Below are 17,752 nucleotides of genomic sequence, written 5' to 3'. Positions count from 1 at the left end.
AGTTTCCTTTTTTGTTTAGATTGAATTTTGACACTCATATTCTAAACGGGAAACTCTCACTTTTTATAGTGATTTGTCAGATCAAGTCTGATCTTTTACAAATTATACGTCTTATTGTTTTTAATGGTTGTCTATATGCTGTTTTAGTTTATCATAAGGCACTGCCCCATCGGTCGCTGACAGCGAGAACAGATTAAAATAAGCCAAGCCGTGACCTAATTGCAATACTTCCCGTAACGGTTTGTTTTGATGCAAACCGTATAACACACCGCTGCAAAAAGCATCACCCGCACCTAATGTACTCAGAATATGATGTTTTTCTACCCAATAAGACGGCACGGAAACAACTTGCCCTTGTTGATCGCAAGCCACTGCCCATTGGGGATAATGAACGATAACATTTTGTTTGACACCGAATTGCATAATTTTTTGGGCAATAATTTCTAAATTATCTTTGTTGGATTCTGCATTTTCCATATCTGCCAAGATTTTCGCTTCCACATCGTTAATAATAGCAAAATCAATGTAAGGTAAAATCGGGCGGATATAATCCGTAAAGATTGTTTTATTTTCTACCGAAACGAGATCAATAGAAATCAAAAATCCTTTTTGTTGTAATCCTTTCAATAGCGAAATGAGTTGCTCTAATTCTAAAAAAGCAGGCAATAACGGCAAATAGGCAATATGTACAATTTTGGCATTGCTCTCTACCCGCATTAAATGTTCGGGCAAATATTCGGTCATCGCTCCCACATAATGAAAAAAAGTGCGGTCGCCGCTTTGACTGTTTATCATCACATCTGTAAAGGAAGTGGGCAGTTTCGTCTGCACCACTTGTTTGGTATCGATATGATGTTTTCTAGCTTGTTCAAGGATAAAATCACCTTCCGCATCACGACCTACCGCACCGCTTAGAAATAATGGCAAATCAGGGGCAAGGATTGCCAAATTAAACAATACGTTGGTGCAACCACCGCCGCAATGCTGTTCTATTTTGGAGATGGTCGCCAACATCGATTCTTTCGGATATTCGGAAATCACCAAAGTCTTATCAATCAACAAATTTCCGGCTGCCAAAATCCCGTTACGTTCTTGCATAGAGTTCGGCCTTATTAATGCTGCGGAAAATGTCCATTTGTTCCGCAACGGTTTGACTGATGGCATGTTGCATATTGCTCATCATTAACAAATAGTAGTTATATTTTTGAATCAATTCTGCATTACCTGCATCTTTTTCTAAACTTTGCAACGCCGCTTGTGACATACCGGTAAAGAAATTGATTTTGCAAATCCCCAGCGCAATAGTTTTACGGAAATCCGCCGCACTGATACCGGAACCGCCATGTAACACTAAAGGCACATCCACCGCTTGATGAATTTGTTGCAAACGCTCAAAGTCTAATTTCGGTTCCCCTTTATATTTGCCGTGAGTGTTGCCGATAGCCACCGCTAAAGCATCAATACCGGTTTCGCCGACAAATTCTTTTGCTTGTTCCACTTTGGTGTAAAGTGCCTGATCCGCCAAACTTTCCAATGCACCGCCTTCATCACCGCCCACAGCACCTAATTCGCCTTCCACCGAAATGCCGTATTGATGACACAACTCCGCCACTTTGCGGGTTTGAGTAATATTTTCTTCATAAGATAAATGAGATCCGTCAAACATAATGGAAGAAAAACCACATTCAATCGCTTTTTCAATCGTCGGCATAGTTAAGCCGTGATCTAAATTTAAACACACCGGAACATTGGCAAGTGCGGCTTTTTTCTTGATATATTCCGATGCGGAATACATATCAATATAAGGCAAATGAACTTCCGCCATATTCACAATCACCGGCGACTGATTTTGTTGGGCGGCAGTAAAAACCGCATCAATAAAATTCGAGTCAATGGCATTAAATGCCCCTACCGCAAATTTATGTTGATTTGCCACGGCAAGCATATCCGCTAAATTAATTAATGACATAAAAACTCCTTATCAGTTCAAATTGAAATATTGTTGGTAATCGCTGCAAAGCAAATGAAGAGGTTCTTCATCTTCTTCGATATGAGAAAAACGACCTAAAGGTTCGAGAAAACGGTTATCGGTTACATCGTCATTTGCCATAGAAACTTCTCCCGCCAACACCGCATCATTTTCCGCCCAAAAACTATGATACAACGTTGGAGTTAAGCAAATGCTCTGCCCCGGCAGTAAACGGATTTCCGTTCCTGCCGGTACGGTTAATTGCGTACCGTCCACTGCAATGGAAACATCTGCCGTATAATCCAACAAATCCGTTTGTTCGTCACGACGATACAATTTAATCACCAATGTTCCGCCACCACGATTAATGATATCTTCCATTTTTTTCCAATGGTAATGCATGGGTGTCACTTGATTTTGTTGTACTAGCATAATTTTTTCTGCATAAGGTTTATTATTGTTCGGTGATTGATTGCGGATGGTAAAAAGAGTCAAGCCGATATTGCGGAAATCCCCCAAATTAAAATCCGTCACATCCCAACCTAAATGAGCCTCGAAGATTTCTTGCTGCAAGATTAAATCTGCAGTCTGCCAATCCGTAAGATCATAATGTGCAAATTGCGGCAAATGAAAACAATATTTTTTCATTAATGCTTTCGCTTCAAGAATAGCCAGGTTAATGTCAGAACGTTTCATCTTAATTCTCCCAATAAAATCACAGAAGTGCGGTCAAAAATCGCAAAGTTTTATGCTTTTTCCAGCGGCCATAACCAAGCAGCACCGCGTACGCCGCTTGAATCGCCGTGCACGGCTTTACGGATTTCCGTATGACATTCCCGCCCGAAAATATAGTCTTCCAATAATTTCGGTACATTGGTATAAAGCCGATCAATATTGCAAACACCGCCGGCAAGCACCACTACATCAGGATCTAAAACATTAATATAAGCGGCTAATGCTTTGGCTAAACGGCGTTCGTAAGCTTGTAGGGTTTGTTCTGCCGTAGTATCGCTTTGTTCTGCTAATGCAACGATTTCGCTCCCCTTTAAACGGACACCGGCGCGACGTTCATAATCATCACATAATCCAGTTCCCGAGACGAATTGCTCAACACAGCCGTGTTTTCCGCAGTAACATTGATTTTGCTTAACAGCCACACTTTCTTCTTCATCCGGCCAAGGCAAAGGATTATGTCCCCATTCGCCGCCGATACCGTTTGAACCGTTATGGGGCTTGCCGTTAATAACAATACCGGAACCGCTGCCCGTGCCTAAAATAAGTGCCAATACAATATTTTTCCCCGCTCCTGCACCGTCAGTAGCTTCTGAAACGGCCATACAGTTAGCGTCATTGGCAATACGGACTTCACGCTGCAAAAGTGCGGTCAAATCCTGATCTAATTTTTGCCCGTTCAGCCAGACGGAATTGGCATTTTTCACTTTTCCCATAAACGGGGAAATGGTCCCCGGAATACCGATACCGACCGAGCCCTGTTGTCCGGTCGCCGTTTCCGCATCGTCCACCAAACTTTTAATAGCATTTAATGTGTCGGGATAAGAACCTCGCGGTGTCGCGATACGCTTACGAAATAGCTCTTCCCCCTGATCAGATAACGCGATCACTTCAATTTTTGTACCGCCGAGATCAATACCGATTCGCATAAATTCTCCTAAAATTTGAACTAGTTCACAAAACTGCAAAGCCAAATATGATTTATTGATAAAATTCGCTATACTGCCCATCAAAAATTTTATTAGACGGAACTCGCTATGCCTAAAATTTCTATTTTAGTAATTGATGATGACATTCAAATTTGTGAACTTTTAACCGATATTTTTGATGAGCATGGTTATCAGGTCACATCCGTCCAAACCGGTCAGGCTGCAGTAGATTTATTGCAATCCGAACATGATTTTTCATTAATTTTTTTAGATCTTATCCTACCGGATATTAACGGACTGGTCTTATTACAACGTTTAAAATCCGTGACCAATATTCCGATCATTATGTTAAGCGGTTTGGATTCCGAATCTGATATTGTTGTCGGCTTGGAAGTCGGTGCCGATGATTATATCGCCAAACCCTTTTATCCGCGCGTGGTGGTTGCCAGAGCCAAAGCGGCACTTCGTCGTACCCAACCGCAATCCTTTGAATCTAATTATGTTCATCAGGGCTTTCGTTTTCAAGGCTGGTCGCTGGATACGGAAAACCACAAACTGTTTTCCCCGCAACAACAGGAAATTGACATCACTCAAGGCGAATATATGTTATTGCACGCTTTGGTGTCGAATGCCCGCAAAGTGCTTTCCCGCCAAAAACTGTTGGAATTAACCCACAACGAAAATTTTGAAATTTTCGACCGCACTATTGATGTACTTATTATGCGGCTACGTAAAAAAATCGAACCTAATGCAAAAAATCCGAGCTTTATTCAAACCGTTCGGGGCACCGGTTATTTATTCGATGCAAGTGTCGAACAAAGCTAAAAACAGTCCCCCACCTTGTCAGCGGGGGATATTTCGTGATTATTTCACCGTCCAACCTTTATAATCTTTAATATTATTACGATCAATTAAAGTTACCGGAATTAACACCGGTTCCTTCGGTGCCGCTTTACCTTGTAAAATATCGTAACCGATTTGCACTGCTTCAGATGCCATCACTTGCGGATCTTGTGCCGGCGTTCCCATAAACAAACTATTTTGTTGTTTCAATGCTTCTTCACCATCCGGAGAGCCGTCCACGCCCATAATAAAAAATTCGCTGCGTTGTGCTTGTTTTGCCGCCAAATCCGCACCGATTGCCGTTGGATCGTTAATCGCGAATGCCGCATCAATTTTCGGATGTGCAATCAATAATGAAGTCATTACCTCTAAACCGCCTTCACGACTGCCTTTCGCATTTTGATTGTGAGACAATACTTTAATATCTTTGTGTTTGGCAAAAACATCCATACAACCTTGAACGCGATCTTGTACCGCAGATACCGGCGGTCCGTTAATAATTACCACATCGCCTTTGTTATTGAGTTTATCCGCGATAGTTTGGCAGGCAATTTCGCCGGCTTGATAGTTATTTGATGTGACCGTGGCGTCCGCACCATCTGCCGCTACGTCCACCGCAACCACCACAATACCCGCATCACGGGCACGTTTTACCGCAGGACCGATCCCCTTGGAATCCGCTGCATTAAGAATAATCATATCGGTTTTTGCCGCGATAAAATTATCAATTTGAGCCACTTGTTGACCTAAGTCATACCCACTGGATACTGAAGTTACATTCACTTTGTCACCGGCAAGTTCTTTTGCTTTTAATTCCGCCCCTTTCGCAATTTGTACAAAGAACGGATTAGCCAAATCACCCACGGTGACACCGATGGATTTCAATTCTTTTGCTTGTGCAAAAGGTGCGACGGCAATCATTAAAGATACAGCTAATGTTGTTAATTTCATATGTTTTCTCCTAAGCAGAATGGTTGCGAGTACGATATTTATCAATTAATACGGCCACGATAATTACCCCGCCCTTAATAACGAGTTGCCAGAAATATGACACTCCCATTAAAGTCATACCGTTATTTAAGGTAGCAATAATCAACGCACCGATTAATGTCCCGGTGATCGTACCGATACCGCCGACAAAACTGGTTCCGCCTAAAATAACGGCTGCAATCGCATCAAGTTCATATCCCATACCAAGGTTACCGTTGGCACTGTACAATCTTGACGCACTCATTACACCGCCAAGACCGGACAATAATCCGCTGGCGGCATAAACAAAAATTAAGACTAAAGAAACTTTGATACCGGTTAAGCGGGCCGCTTGTAAGTTACCGCCCACGGCATAAATATGCGTACCCAATGTGGTTCTGCGTAAAATAAACCAACAAACCGCAATCACAGAAAATGCCATAATCACCAACCAAGGTACGGACCCCAGATAACCATTACCGATCCAAGAAAAACTGATATTGGAATTAATTACCGTCGTGCCGTCAGCCACCAAATATGCCGCTCCCCGCAATGCGGTATATGTACCCAATGTCACAATAAACGGCGGCAATCCCGCATAAGCGACCAATAATCCGTTAAACGCGCCCATCCCCAAACCAGCAAGCAATGCAATAGGAACGGCAAAATTTGCTAATGCCGGGTTAAGCGATGTAACCAATGCCATTACCGCCGTCACACCTAAAATAGAACCTACGGATAAATCAATACCGCCGGTTAAAATAACAAATGTCATACCGGCAGCTAACACAATATTAATAGACGCCTGACGGGTAATATTCATCACATTGGCTTCGGTCATGAAATTCGGTGCGATAAATGAAAATACAATCACAATCAGAATCAAAATAGGTAAAATTCCCATTGCTTGCATTGCATCCGCCCATGCGATTTTTTTCAGGGCAGGTTTTATATTAACTGACTCAGTTCCCATTTTAATCTCCTTACAATAAAAATATTATTCCGTAGCACCGCAAGCAAATGCCATAATTTTTTCCTGATTAATATCCTGTGCTTGTAATTCACCCACAGTATAACCTTCCCTCATAACATACACCCGATCACTCATTCCGACAATTTCAGGCAATTCACTGGACACCATTAAAATAGCCACGCCCTGTTTCGCCATTTCCGTCATCATGCGATAAATTTCGCTTTTTGCCCCCACATCCACGCCGCGTGTAGGCTCGTCAAGAATAAATAGTTTCGGATGAATCGCAACCCAACGGGAAAGTAACACTTTTTGCTGATTTCCGCCGGATAAACCGCTCACGCTCACATTCGAATTTGGTACGCGAATTTTCAATCCTTCAATAGCCCGATCCGTTTCCGCTTTCCCTTTCGCATGATTAATCACCATCATATTGGCATCGCGTTCAAGCGTAGCCATAGTAATATTTTTAAATACATCAAGATCAAGGAACAAACCTTCCTCTTTGCGGTTTTCAGGCAATAATGCGATTTGCTTGTTCATCGCCTCCCTAGGAGATTTCAAACTGATTTCTTCACCATTTAAGTAAATTTTTCCCGCTGTGGGTTGCGAAACACCAAATAATAAATGCCCCAACTCTGAACGGCCAGAACCGACCAATCCCGATAATCCGACAATTTCACCGGCTCGGATCGTTAAAGATGCCGATTTCACTTTTTTACCGTCGGAAATATTTTCAATACGTAATACTTCGTCACCGACTTCAACTTTTTCCTTGTTAAATAAATCCGTTAGCGGTCTTCCTACCATCATTTGAACTAACACGGACGCATTTAACGCTTCTCTTGTTAATGAGCCGACATATTGCCCGTCACGCAATACGCTCACGCGATCCGCCAATTCATAAATTTCTGCCATACGATGGCTGATATAAATAATCGCCATACCTTCTTCGCGTAAATTTTTAATAATTTCAAATAAACGTTCCGTTTCACGAGAAGATAATGCGGCAGTCGGTTCATCCATAACCAGAATACTGGTATTACGATGTAAAGCACGAGCAATTTCCACTTGTTGCTGTTCGGCAATCGTCAATGAAGATACCTTTTGCGAAGCAAGAAATTGAGCCCCCAAACGGTTGAGCACATCTTGTGATTCTTCTTCCATTCTTTTACGATTTAACCCGAACGCGGTTTTTAACTCACGTCCGAGAAAAATATTTTCTGCTACGGTCAAATTAGGTGATAACTGAATTTCTTGATAAATCAGACTAATACCCACATTAATCGCATCTTTCGGCGAGGAAATGGAATACGCATGACCGTCAATATAAATCTCTCCCGAAGTCAACGTATACGCACCGGCTAAAATTTTCATCAATGTACTTTTGCCCGCACCATTCTCTCCCATCAAAGCGTGAATTTCGCCCTTATAGATTTGTAAATTCACATTTTTTAGTGCATAAAAATTACCGAAACGCTTTGCGATATCCTTCATTTCTAAAAGTGGTTGGTCTGCTCGTTCCATCTTTATTCACCCTTTATATTGAACATAAATGCATTAAACCATAACAATATGAACAGAAAATGTTTTCATCTCATTCATATTTGTCATAATTTACTGCCGATAATTTTTTACAATAAGAAAAACGGATAATAAAAGTGCGGTCAAAAAACATGGATTTTATAAAAAACAATTTATTTTCAAAGCATTATGGTGTTCGATTAAGATTATTTGCCTTTGTAATATGGGCGATATTGTTGGTCATATTTATCAGTATTACCGCGATTATCGGTTTAAATAACACTTATAATTCTTTATCTGATTTAAGGGAAAAATCACTGAACCAGATGTTTTCCTCCATGACCTTAGGCGTAAAAACCGCTCAAATTTCCACTTATGCCACACGCCTTAACCAAACGATCAACGCATTACAATATAAAGAAGAATCCGAACTGCTTGCACAACATGCACAACAATTGCAAAACTTATTAAACTACGCCACTCAAAACACCCAAAATAACGAAGATATGCGCTTTACCAAAATTGTTGATTTTATCGGGTTATTAGAAAAAAGCGTGAAAGAATTATTATTACAAGCACATAACCGCCACATTACTCACACCCATATTCTTAGCGGATTGAGTCAAAATTTACTGTATATTCAACATATTAAAAGACTGGATAAAAAATTTCCCGCCTCGCAGGAATTTCGCACTCAACTTGCAGAAATTGAAAACTTAATCGAAGATACGGCAAAAACCTCTTTTTCTTCCAGTATCTTTTCAATTATTAAAGCCAAATTGTCCGAATTGCCCGTCACACCGTCAGAAGTTGATATTGATGACGAACTCGCTAAATTGAAAAATACGTTTTCAACGCTTATTGAAGATGCCCGACTTTTGTCGGAAGTGAATTTAAGAATCAAATTCCTCACTTACCAAATTGACGCGTTAGTCAAACAAATTGATGTGGAATATTCCTTATTAGCCCAAGAAAAAGTGAAAGATGTCAACACGATTTCCGAACAAATACAAAGCTATTTATCCGATAAAACAACCTCTATTATTATTTTCGCCGCTGTGACTATCGCCTTAATTATCATTTTAGGTTGGTATATTTATTCGCTTATCGGCAAACGCCTCTATTCAATCACGCAGGCGTTAAAGAAATTTTCACAAGGCGATAAAACCGTTTCGATTCCGCAACAACAATCACCGGATGAAATCGGTGATTTGGCTCGTGCTTTTCACTCTTTTCAACATGATTTGGTTCATAGTCAAAAAATGCAGACTATGGGGCATTTAACCGGCGGAATCGCACATGATTTCAATAATTTATTAGCCGTTATTATCGGGAATTTAGATTTAATCGATCCCGACACACTGACGGAAAAACAAGCCCAACGCCTCAATCGGGCATTAAAAGCCGCGGAAAACAGTGCCACACTCACTCAACGTTTACTCGCCTATGCACGCAAACAACCTTTGCATCCGACGGAATTAGACATTAATCAATTAATTATGGAATTTCAGGATTTTATTAAGCATAGCCTACCGCCGAGCATAAAAGTGCGGTTAAATTTGGAGGAAAATTTACCTTTGACCTACATGGACAAAAATCAATTGGAAACGGCATTGGTGAATTTAATCGTGAATGCAAAAGATGCCATGAACGATATTGGCAACATCACGATTCAATCACAAAAATTAATGGTGCAACGCACTCATCATTCCGAAGAAATGTTGCAAATATCAATTAGCGACGAAGGCTGCGGCATGGATGAAGAAACGCAAAAACGAATATTCGAACCTTTTTTTACGACCAAGAAAAACGGCAAAGGCAGCGGATTAGGTCTCTCTATGGTCTATGGATTTATTCGTCAATCAAAAGGTCGTGTCGTTGTTGAATCGCAAATAAACAAAGGCACGACAATTCATTTACAATTACCGATAGCCGAAATTTCTTACGAAAAACAGACCACACTTACTCATGATCCCCTCCCGCTATCAGCAAAAATACAATCCGTTCTGCTGGTCGAAGATCAACACGTGTTACGCGAAACCCTAACGGAACAGTTAAAAAGTATGGGATATCATGTCACCGGTGTTGAATCCGGCGAACAGGCATTAAATTATTTAAAAAGCGGCCATAGGATCAACTATTTGCTCTCCGATATTATTTTAGCCGATAAAATTACCGGTATTGATGTTGCAAATTTTGTTCATCAGCATTGTCCGTCCGTAAAAATCTTACTGATGACCGGCAATCATACAAATAATTTAGCCAAATCGACTCAATATCCGATTTTAAATAAACCGTTTAAACAAGCAGAGCTACAACAAACATTAAATGAATTATAACAAATGGATTTTCCCTTTATTTCCACGCTAAAATCTTGCTATAATTCTGCTGTAAAAAAAAACAGTGGTGAATATATGGATTTTTCTGAATTACTTGACGGATTGAACGATAAACAACGGGAAGCGGTGGCTGCCCCCTTGGGCAATTATTTGGTGTTGGCGGGTGCCGGCAGCGGTAAAACGCGGGTACTGACTCATCGTATTGCGTGGTTAATCGGTGTGGAAGGCGTGTCGGAAGGCAGTATTCTGGCAGTGACTTTTACCAATAAAGCAGCGGCAGAAATGCGTCATCGTATTGAATCCACCCTTGCAGGCACGCAACAACGTTTGTTCGGTATGTGGATCGGCACTTTTCACAGCATTGCTCACCGTTTATTGCGGGCTCATCATTTAGATGCGGATTTACCGCAAGATTTCCAGATTTTAGATTCAGAAGACCAATTGCGTTTAATTAAGCGATTGATGAAATTGCATAATTATGATGAAAAAATGTATCCGCCGAAACAGGCTTGCTGGTATATCAATAATAAAAAAGACGACGGTTTACGCCCCTGTGATATTGATGATAATAACGATCGGCAAGAACGCGAGTGGATTAAAATTTATCAGATTTATCAAGATGCCTGCGACCGTGCAGGCTTGGTGGATTTTGCCGAATTGCTGTTGCGGGCGTATGAATTATTCTGCAAAAAACCATTAATTTTACAGCGTTACCAAATGCGGTTTGAGCACATTTTGGTGGACGAGTTTCAAGATACCAATAAAATTCAATATGCGTGGATTAAATTATTGGCAGGCAACACCGGCAACGTGATGATTGTAGGCGATGACGACCAATCTATTTACGGTTGGCGTGGCGCACAAATTGAAAATATCCAACGTTTTTTAGACGATTTCACCAAAGCAAAAACCATTCGATTAGAACAAAATTACCGTTCCACCGGCAATATTCTCAACAGTGCCAATAAGTTGATTGCCAATAACAGCGACCGCTTGGGTAAAAATTTATGGACGGAATTCGGCGACGGCGATCCCGTGGGAATTTATGCGGCATTTAATGAATTGGATGAAGCCTTGTTTGTGGCATCGCAGATCAAAATCTGGCAGGAAGACGGCGGCAAGCTCAGCGATTGTGCGGTGCTGTATCGCAGTAACAGTCAATCCCGCGTGTTGGAAGAAGCCTTAATCCGCTCCAATATTCCCTACCGAATTTACGGCGGAATGCGCTTCTTTGAACGGCAGGAAATCAAAGATGCGTTAGCTTATCTGCGTTTGATTGCCAACCGCCAAGACGATGCCGCCTTTGAGCGGGTGATTAACACGCCAAGCCGCGGCATTGGCGACCGCACCTTAGATATTTTACGCAATATCACCCGTGATCGACAAATTACATTATGGCAGGCTACACAAATAGCTGTTCACGAAAACAAACTGGCAGGCCGGGCAGCAACATCGCTTTTGCGTTTTACCGAACTCATCAATTCATTACAACAAGATACGGAAGAAATGCCGCTGTTTGCACAGACGGATTTTGTGATCAAACATTCCGGTTTATATGAAATGTATAAGCAGGAAAAAGGCGAGAAAGGCGAAGTGCGGATTGAAAACCTGGAAGAATTAGTAACCGCTACCCGTGAATTTATCAAACCCGATGAAGCAGATGAAATGTCTGATTTAACGGCATTTTTAACGCATGCATCATTAGAAGCGGGAGAAGGACAGGCAGCACCAAATCAACCGAGTGTGCAAATGATGACACTGCACTCTGCTAAAGGGCTGGAATTTCCTCGCGTATTTATGGTAGGCGTAGAAGAAGGTATTTTCCCAAGTATGATGTCCTTATCCGAACCGGGGCGATTAGAAGAAGAACGCCGTTTGGCTTATGTGGGGATCACGCGGGCAAAACGCAAACTCACCATCAGCTATGCGGAAAGCCGTCGTTTATACGGTAAAGAAGAACGTCATTTGCCGTCCCGTTTTATTAACGAATTACCGGAAGAATGCGTGCAGGAAATCCGTTTACGCGGCACAGTGACCCGTGGGGTGAGCAATCCGTCTAAACGGATTGTGAATAATTCTACGCTAAAATCCACCGCACTTTTAAATGCAGAGTCGGAATGGAAAATGGGGCAAAAAGTCTATCACGAAAAATTCGGACAAGGCACAATTATCAATGTGGAAGGCGCGGATAATAACACCCGCTTACAAATTGCCTTTCAAAATCAAGGGATTAAATGGTTAATCGCACATTTGGCGAAATTAAAGAAAATGTGATTTCGGTATGGGCGTATGCAATACGCCTTGCCATTATACAACTTCCAATCCCAATCCCTGCTCTTTCAGAAATTTATTTTCTGCATTTAATTCATTACGAATCAATGGATTATGCTTAAGATAAGCATCGTTGAATTGCAATTGCCAGTTATTTAAAGTGCGGTCGATTTTGAGTGAGAAATTTTCGGTGGTAACGGTAGCTTGTCGCGGCTTGTTTAAAATAATCGCCAAACGGAATAAACGGATTAACGCCAATACATCTTTGGAATGATAACGTCCGAATGGGGGAATTTCGGCAAAATTAAAAGTTTGGATATGATTGCGTACCAACGTCGCCAATAACCGCTGCTGTTCACTGTCAAATCCCGGCAATTCGCTGTTTTGCAGAATATACGCGGAATGCCGCTGCAAGCCTTTGTGATTGATCACGATCCCCACCTCGTGCAACTGAGAAGCCCAAAGCAAAATATCCCGCATTTCATTGACATAATTTACATTGCACCAAGGCTGATAATTTTCAAATAAATATAACGCACTTTGATGGACACGGCGGGCTTGAAATTGGTCGATATTAAACTGCTTCGCCAAACTGTTGGCGGTACGCTGGCGGATATTCGCCACTTGGAAGGCTTTTTCCAAACTGTACATCACGCCTTCACGCAAAGCACCGTCAGAATAACGCATGGTTTCAATGCCGAAAGTATCAAACACCGCCATTAAAATCGCCAATCCCGGCACAAACACATCAGTTCGTTCTTCAACCAAGCCGCCCAATTGTAAATCATTCATATTTTTTGCCAACAAAGTCAGTTCTTTCAACTGTTGCAAGCGTTCGCGATTAATCATACCGTCTTTGCTGATATTAGCCATAATCACTTGCTGCACGGTTTTGATGGTGCCTGATGATCCCAATACCGACTGCCAGCCGAGCTGACGATATTGCCAAGCAAGAGCTTCGATTTTGCTTAATGCACATTGATAGGCGTTGTCAAAATATTGCGGTGTAATATCACCGTTCGGAAAAAATTTCTTGGCAAAACTCACACAGCCCATATGGCGGCTTTCCGCTATTAACGGGGTAAAATTATCGCCGATAATCATTTCCGTAGAACCGCCACCGATATCTACCACCAATTTGCGACCCTGTTCCGGCTGAGTGTGCGACACGCCGGAATAGATCATTTCCGCTTCGGTTTTACCTGTAATGATATGAATAGGATAAGGGAACACCGCTTTGGCTTGGCGTAAAAATTCCTCATTATTGACCGCTCTTCGCAAAGTGTAAGTCCCTACTACCTTCACATTTTCCGGTTTGAATCCTTGCAAACGCTCGGCAAATAACGCCAAACAATTCACCCCGCGGGTAATGGCATCTTGATTTAGCACGCCGTTTTCATCTAAACCTTTTGCCAACTGCACTTTTTGTTTCAGGCGGGATAAAATTTGAATGGAACCGTTTACAATACGGGCCACAATCATATGAAAGCTGTTAGATCCAAGATCGATGGCTGCAATCTCTCGCACATCACCGTTATCGGTGGTGTGCAACATGGTATCCACCGGCATCATATTATCCATATCGGTTCCTTTAGAATTGAAATTGATAAAGCAAATCAAAGGCTTGATTTGTGCCCGAAACTGATTGTAAATATAAACGCGGCAATAGTCTATAACGCAATGTGACTTCCGCCAAGCCATCGAACAAACCGACCCCGTATTTAATTTGCAAACGGTCGGTAATATTGCCGCTAACGGTCACTTTCGAGTTGTCACCAACCCCTTGCGTACCTAAACTTAAATCGCTGATACCGAAAGTTTCACCGATTTTACCCACGGCTTTACCGCTTTTCGCCAAACTCATACCCAGCAGGGCAGCGCCCACAGAACCGGCAGATCCCGCTTCACCGCTGTTTTCCAAAGAACGACCGGTGAGAATATAAGATAACGCCTGATCCTGCGATGTGCTTGGTTCCGAGAACACTTTCACTTCCGGTGCATCTGCCACGCCGGTTACTTTTACCCCGGCCGTGATACTGCTATCTTCCATGGCTTCAGGATTGCGAATCGCTTCAATATTTAAGAACGGTTGGGATGGCAATCCGGCAAAGCTAATTTCCCCTTTGCGGATAATCAAATCCTGCCCGAAAGAAGCAAAACGTCCGCGGAATAAATTCACCTGACCATACAAACCTAACTGACCTTTTTCCTGCTTCACCGAAAGCAAGCCGCGTAAATCACTTTTCAGACCATAAGCCTCAATGCTGACATCATCGCCAATGTTGATTTTCAGATCAGCTTTAATCGCCATACCGTCCGCTTCAGCCGCCGCTTTCATTCGTTGCTGAGTAGCCTTCATTGAAGTAGCCACACTTTGCTTTTTATCGCTGCCATCTAAAATCACTTCATCGCTGCTCACGGAAACCGCACTTTCCGGCAGACTTTCAATGACAATTCTTGCCCAAGGAATATTCACTTCGCCGGTCAATTCCAACAATTTTGGTGTGGCTTTCACGGTAACATCCGGGCTGACCTTAATCTTCGCCATTGACGGAATATCCAGTTTGAAATTATTAGCTTTGGTATGTACGCGGCCTGTCCAGCTGTTTAAATTGTGCCAAGAAGCATCGCCATCAATATCCAAACGACCTTCATCGGTTTGAATATTTCCCTGTAACGTGGAACTGCGACCGTTGAAACGCAACGCAATATCGCCGGATTTCACATCAAAAGGCATTGATGCCGATTTTGCCCGAATACTTCGTATATCAAAACTACCGTTCAATAACGGGGCTTTCAGATCACCGCCAAAAGTCAAATTGGCCTGTACTGCTCCATCCACGTTTTCATTACGCGCTAATAATTGGTTCGCCAACTTCAAACTTAAATTATTAATTGCTAATTTACCGCCTAATTTGCGACTTTTCGCAATATCCTGTAAATTAAATTCTGCCGCAATCAAGGCTCGATCCTGTAAATGAACATCCGCTTTTGATGCCAAATTATTATTTTCAAGCTTACCGCTCACAGCTAATTTGGGAATCGGCAAATTAAACATTCTACCGTTTAATTTTTGTGCTACCGCGAGATTATTGCCGTCCACTTGAATATTAAAAGCCACCGGCTTATTGGCAAACCACGCTACTTTGCCTTGACTGCTCAGCACACCTTTGAGCAAATTATCCTGCTCGGTAATTTCATTGATTAATTGCAAATTCAAACGTTTGATTGCAAAAGGCACTTCGCCGCCGGCACCTGCTTTAAATTGTTGCGGCAGGCATAATTCCAAATTCGGATTTTGCCAACAATGTGCTCCTACAGTTACTTGCTGTGCTTTGTTATCATAAATCACTGCCACATTTTGACTGTTTTTCAGATCACCGATTAAGGATTGGATATTGGTATTCGACAGCGTACCTTTCCACACTTGCGAAGTGCGGTCAAAACTGCCGGCAATATTTAATTCTGCCGCAACGGGTTTGCCTTGTGAACGTAAATGTAATTCGTGTTTGGTTTCAGAACCGGTGAAATTTAGTGCTAAATTATGCACATCTACGCCCTCGCCATAGGTCAGGCTTGCGAGATCAACCGCTAAATCTCCTTGAATTTGTTTATCCGTAGTGATTTTGCCGCTTGCAACGAGATTTTGCACATTCAGATCTTGGAATTTTAATGATTTCGTTGTGAGCTCCAAATCCACATTAGGTTCGGTTAATTTACCGAAAACCTTGGCCTTACCCACAATATTTGCTGTTAAATCAGGCATTAATCCACTGAGATTAGGCGCGTTGATATCTACATTAAAAGTCAGTTTTTGGCTGTCCGGATTCAAATTTCCTTTTCCACTGATTTTATTTTCACCGTAAACGAATAGTAAATCAGGTAAATTCCACACATCGTTTTTTAAGCCTAAACGCCCACTGAGTGCTAAATTTTTACTATTAAAAATTGATTTAAGCTCGGTGTGATAATTCAACAAATCTCCGCTCAGTTTTAAATCCACATTATTGAGTTTGACTTGTGCTTTACCAGCTAACGGATACTGGATTTGTTTGCTTTGCACGCTTAAATTAAGCGGTGTTTTTTCGCTGTTCAATTCCGCATTGGCTTTGATTTGAGCATTCACACCACCTGTTGCCGTAAGAGAAAGTGCGGTCTGTTTTAATAAATTTCCTGATACCGACAGGTTTAACGCCGTTTTTGGCAAAATAACGACATTTTCTTGCTTAATAGTTTCAACATTACTGTTTAATTGCAAATCCAACGGAAAGTCATTGTTTAACGTGATTTTGCCCTGAGCCTGCAGCGTTCCCATTGAACTGATCACATCAAGGTTTTGTAATTGCACATCATAGCCTGCAGCATCAGCTTGCAATTGCAGTTTCGGCACGGTAATGGTTTGAACACTGTCTTGATATTGCCAATTTGAGCCTTGAAGATCTTGCACGTGGATATCAAAAGGCAGCTCGATTTTTTTCATTTCCGCTAATGCCGATAAAAGCGGTTTGCGTAATGCGGCTTCCAACGCCCGTAAATCCAGCGGTTCGGATTCAGTTTGTACCGGCTCCGTTGGTTGTACAGTTTGTTCGACTTGGTTAATGGTGAAATTCACGCCATCAATCACTGTTGGCGACAAGGTTAAACCGGATTCGTTATCCAAATTCACCGCACTTTTGAAATCAGCCAACCGGATAGCCATATTATCCACCGTTACATCCACTGCATCTACGGCTATATTTTTCACCACAATCGAAATCAGCAGTTCAATACGCTGCATTGAACCGCTTGATTCTTCCCGCTTTTTCTCGGAAGGGGGAATTTTGCCGATATCCACTTTCACTTGCGGCTTATTAATGGTGATATCGTCCACACAAATTTTGCGCTCCCACAAACAGCCGAAATCCAATTGTAAGCGGGCTTTTTCCACCCATGTTTCAACGCCGTCTGTTTGAAAACGCACATTGCTTAATTCTAACCCCTCAGATAAACCGCCCGTCACATCACCAATAGACAACTGATCCACAAATTTATCGGCTAATTTCACCAATGTTCGCTGACCAATATCCGTAGCCAGCATCCCCAACACACCAAAAACCGGTACAAAAATCACCGCACTTGTGATACACAATGCACGTCTGCACCATTTTTTCTTTTTAATCGGTATCGATTTATCCGCATTTTCTTGTGTTTGTTCTTGTTCTGACAT

Annotated in this window: 12 protein-coding genes; 3 read left to right on the top strand and 9 right to left on the bottom strand. The window is 41.9% G+C overall.

What is annotated here, in order from left to right; translation table 11 throughout:
* Nucleotides 1–120: 120 nt before the first annotated feature.
* Genes EDC44_RS11480 through mak form a run of 4 tightly spaced genes read right to left on the bottom strand, consistent with a single transcriptional unit; the run spans nucleotide 121 to nucleotide 3,630 of the window.
* Nucleotides 121–1,098, bottom strand: coding sequence for an adenosine kinase (locus EDC44_RS11480; RefSeq protein WP_131979056.1), 978 nt, complete (start codon nucleotides 1,096–1,098; stop codon nucleotides 121–123).
* The gene (locus EDC44_RS11475; protein WP_131979053.1) at nucleotides 1,085–1,969 is read right to left on the bottom strand and encodes a ketose 1,6-bisphosphate aldolase; all 885 of its coding nucleotides are present in this window, start codon (nucleotides 1,967–1,969) and stop codon (nucleotides 1,085–1,087) included. The genes EDC44_RS11480 and EDC44_RS11475 overlap by 14 nt, the downstream gene beginning before the upstream one ends.
* A gap of 12 nt (nucleotides 1,970–1,981) precedes the next feature.
* Nucleotides 1,982–2,665: a D-lyxose/D-mannose family sugar isomerase gene (locus tag EDC44_RS11470; RefSeq protein ID WP_131979050.1), complete on the bottom strand. Its 684-nt coding sequence runs from the start codon at nucleotides 2,663–2,665 to the stop codon at nucleotides 1,982–1,984.
* Nucleotides 2,666–2,715: 50 nt separating this feature from the next.
* Nucleotides 2,716–3,630 carry a fructokinase gene (gene mak / locus EDC44_RS11465; protein ID WP_131979047.1) on the bottom strand — a complete coding sequence of 305 codons (915 nt, stop codon included), beginning with the start codon at nucleotides 3,628–3,630 and terminating at the stop codon, nucleotides 2,716–2,718.
* 108 nt (nucleotides 3,631–3,738) lie between these two features.
* On the opposite strand from mak, the gene EDC44_RS11460 reads away from it, so the two are divergent.
* Nucleotides 3,739–4,455 carry a response regulator gene (locus EDC44_RS11460; RefSeq protein ID WP_131979044.1) on the top strand — a complete coding sequence of 239 codons (717 nt, stop codon included), beginning with the start codon at nucleotides 3,739–3,741 and terminating at the stop codon, nucleotides 4,453–4,455.
* 39 nt (nucleotides 4,456–4,494) lie between these two features.
* Here the strand turns inward: EDC44_RS11460 and EDC44_RS11455 are convergent, their stop codons facing one another.
* The 3 genes from EDC44_RS11455 to EDC44_RS11445 are packed head-to-tail and all read right to left on the bottom strand — an operon-like array spanning nucleotide 4,495 to nucleotide 7,939.
* Nucleotides 4,495–5,424: an ABC transporter substrate-binding protein gene (locus EDC44_RS11455; protein ID WP_131979041.1), complete on the bottom strand. Its 930-nt coding sequence runs from the start codon at nucleotides 5,422–5,424 to the stop codon at nucleotides 4,495–4,497.
* A gap of 10 nt (nucleotides 5,425–5,434) precedes the next feature.
* The gene (locus EDC44_RS11450; RefSeq protein ID WP_131979038.1) at nucleotides 5,435–6,415 is read right to left on the bottom strand and encodes an ABC transporter permease subunit; all 981 of its coding nucleotides are present in this window, start codon (nucleotides 6,413–6,415) and stop codon (nucleotides 5,435–5,437) included.
* Nucleotides 6,416–6,439: 24 nt separating this feature from the next.
* Entirely contained in the window at nucleotides 6,440–7,939 is a 1,500-nt protein-coding gene (locus EDC44_RS11445) for a sugar ABC transporter ATP-binding protein (protein ID WP_131979035.1), read from the bottom strand.
* A 233-nt stretch (nucleotides 7,940–8,172) separates the two neighbouring features.
* Between EDC44_RS11445 and EDC44_RS11440 the strand changes: the two genes are divergently transcribed.
* Nucleotides 8,173–10,275, top strand: a complete 2,103-nt coding sequence (locus EDC44_RS11440) for an ATP-binding protein (protein ID WP_424276114.1) — start codon at nucleotides 8,173–8,175, stop codon at nucleotides 10,273–10,275.
* Between the two features lie 75 nt (nucleotides 10,276–10,350).
* Complete coding sequence (gene uvrD / locus EDC44_RS11435; protein ID WP_131979029.1) at nucleotides 10,351–12,549, top strand: DNA helicase II; 2,199 nt, start codon at nucleotides 10,351–10,353, stop codon at nucleotides 12,547–12,549.
* Between the two features lie 33 nt (nucleotides 12,550–12,582).
* Here uvrD and ppx read toward each other — a convergent pair whose 3' ends face one another.
* The gene (gene ppx, locus EDC44_RS11430) at nucleotides 12,583–14,127 is read right to left on the bottom strand and encodes an exopolyphosphatase (protein WP_131979026.1); all 1,545 of its coding nucleotides are present in this window, start codon (nucleotides 14,125–14,127) and stop codon (nucleotides 12,583–12,585) included.
* Nucleotides 14,128–14,137: 10 nt separating this feature from the next.
* On the bottom strand, nucleotides 14,138–17,752 hold the full coding sequence (gene tamB / locus EDC44_RS11425) for an autotransporter assembly complex protein TamB (RefSeq protein ID WP_131979023.1): 3,615 nt from the start codon (nucleotides 17,750–17,752) through the stop codon (nucleotides 14,138–14,140).

Source organism: Cricetibacter osteomyelitidis (assembly GCF_004340985.1).
Taxonomy (GTDB): Bacteria; Pseudomonadota; Gammaproteobacteria; order Enterobacterales; family Pasteurellaceae; genus Cricetibacter; species Cricetibacter osteomyelitidis.
Note: the sequence above shows the minus strand (reverse complement) of the source record. Positions and strands in the feature narration are given on the sequence as shown.

What these genes read in the sequence shown, in the direction of transcription:
- EDC44_RS11470 (WP_131979050.1), bottom strand. Translation starts at nt 2,665, where the DNA reads ATGAAACGTTCTGACATTAACCTGGCTATTCTTGAAGCGAAAGCATTA.
- EDC44_RS11450 (WP_131979038.1), bottom strand. Translation starts at nt 6,415, where the DNA reads ATGGGAACTGAGTCAGTTAATATAAAACCTGCCCTGAAAAAAATCGCA.
- ppx (WP_131979026.1), bottom strand. Translation starts at nt 14,127, where the DNA reads ATGGATAATATGATGCCGGTGGATACCATGTTGCACACCACCGATAAC.
- EDC44_RS11475 (WP_131979053.1), bottom strand. Translation starts at nt 1,969, where the DNA reads ATGTCATTAATTAATTTAGCGGATATGCTTGCCGTGGCAAATCAACAT.
- tamB (WP_131979023.1), bottom strand. Translation starts at nt 17,752, where the DNA reads ATGTCAGAACAAGAACAAACACAAGAAAATGCGGATAAATCGATACCG.
- EDC44_RS11445 (WP_131979035.1), bottom strand. Translation starts at nt 7,939, where the DNA reads ATGGAACGAGCAGACCAACCACTTTTAGAAATGAAGGATATCGCAAAG.
- EDC44_RS11480 (WP_131979056.1), bottom strand. Translation starts at nt 1,098, where the DNA reads ATGCAAGAACGTAACGGGATTTTGGCAGCCGGAAATTTGTTGATTGAT.
- EDC44_RS11460 (WP_131979044.1), top strand. Translation starts at nt 3,739, where the DNA reads ATGCCTAAAATTTCTATTTTAGTAATTGATGATGACATTCAAATTTGT.
- EDC44_RS11455 (WP_131979041.1), bottom strand. Translation starts at nt 5,424, where the DNA reads ATGAAATTAACAACATTAGCTGTATCTTTAATGATTGCCGTCGCACCT.
- mak (WP_131979047.1), bottom strand. Translation starts at nt 3,630, where the DNA reads ATGCGAATCGGTATTGATCTCGGCGGTACAAAAATTGAAGTGATCGCG.
- uvrD (WP_131979029.1), top strand. Translation starts at nt 10,351, where the DNA reads ATGGATTTTTCTGAATTACTTGACGGATTGAACGATAAACAACGGGAA.